The 1,264-nt window shown below is 67.2% G+C and carries 1 protein-coding gene and 1 pseudogene; both read left to right on the top strand.

Going from position 1 to position 1,264, the window contains the following annotated elements:
• Positions 1–220, top strand: a pseudogene (locus tag BN4348_RS59130) (hydroxylase); the annotation flags it as partial.
• Between the two features lie 8 nt (positions 221–228).
• Positions 229–1,137 carry a biphenyl-2,3-diol 1,2-dioxygenase gene (gene bphC, locus BN4348_RS59125; protein ID WP_066912159.1) on the top strand — a complete coding sequence of 303 codons (909 nt, stop codon included), beginning with the start codon at positions 229–231 and terminating at the stop codon, positions 1,135–1,137.
• The last annotated feature ends 127 nt before the right edge of the window (positions 1,138–1,264 follow it).

Here is a 1,264-nt window from a genome sequence, read left to right as displayed (position 1 = left end):
GGTTGGCGCGGTGTGGGGCGCGGTGGCGGCGGTCGACGAGATCTTCGCCCGCTCGGGCGGCAACGCGGCGCGAATGGACAAGCCACTGCAGCGCTACTGGCGCGACGTGCACGTCGGCCATCTGCACGCCATTCACGTTCCTGGCACCACCTACCACGCGTCGGCGCTGAGTTCGCTGGGAATCGATCCGCCCGAGGGTCCGCTGCGGGCCCTGATTTAGGAGTAGCCATGACCGACCTGAAAAGCCTTGGCTACATCACCATTTCGACCCGTCACATCGAACGGTGGCGGCAGTTCGCCTTCGGCGTCCTCGGTTTCGCGGAAGGCAAGGGGCCCGACCCGTCGGCGCTGTACCTGCGGATGGACGAGCGCGCGGCACGGCTCATCGTCGTTCCCGGCGATACCGACCGGGTACTCACCATCGGCTGGGAGGTGCGCGACCGCCCGGCCCTGCAACGGGTCAAAGCGACACTCGACGGAGCCGGGGTCCCGTTCAAACAGCTGTCCACCGAGGACGCCGAGACCCGCAGGGTGGAAGATGTCATCACCTTCGACGACCCGGCCGGCACGACGATCGAGGTGTTCCACGGCGCCGTGCTCGACCACAGCCCGGTGATCACGCCGTTCGGCGCGAGGTTCGTCACCGGCGACCAGGGACTGGGCCATGTCGTGGTGCCCGCGATGGATCCGAACGGCCTGTTCGACTTCTACACCGAGGTGCTGGGTTTCCGTTCCCGCGGCGCGTTCCGGGTGCCGTTGCCCAAAGAGTTCGGCCCGATCCGGGTCCGCTTCCTCGGCATCAACGAACGCCACCACAGCATGGCGATCGTCCCCGCCATGCATCAGCGCGATCCCCGACTCGTCCATATCATGGTGGAGGTCGACACCCTCGACGCGGTGGGTCAGGCACTGGACCGCGTCAACGCCGAGGGCTTCCAACTGTCGTCCACCCTGGGTCGGCACACCAACGACAAAATGATCTCGTTCTACGTCCGCACCCCCGGGGATTGGGATATCGAGTTCGGCACCGACGGCATGCGGGTCGACGAAACCTATTACAGCGCCGAGGAAATCACCGCCGACAGCTACTGGGGTCATCAGTGGGTCGGCGAGATGCCCGCGGCCATGCGGCCATGACACCTGACACTGACGTCACGCCTCTGGCGGCCTCGTCGATCGCCTCGTGGGATGACGAGGCCGACGTCGTCATCGCCGGCTACGGGGTCGCCGGCGCCGCCGCGGCCGTGGAAGCCGCGCGCGCCGG

Source organism: Mycobacterium interjectum (assembly GCF_900078675.2).
In the GTDB taxonomy this organism is placed as follows: domain Bacteria; phylum Actinomycetota; class Actinomycetes; order Mycobacteriales; family Mycobacteriaceae; genus Mycobacterium; species Mycobacterium interjectum.
The sequence above is the reverse complement of the archived record's forward strand: the minus strand, read 5'-3'. Positions and strand labels throughout refer to the sequence as shown.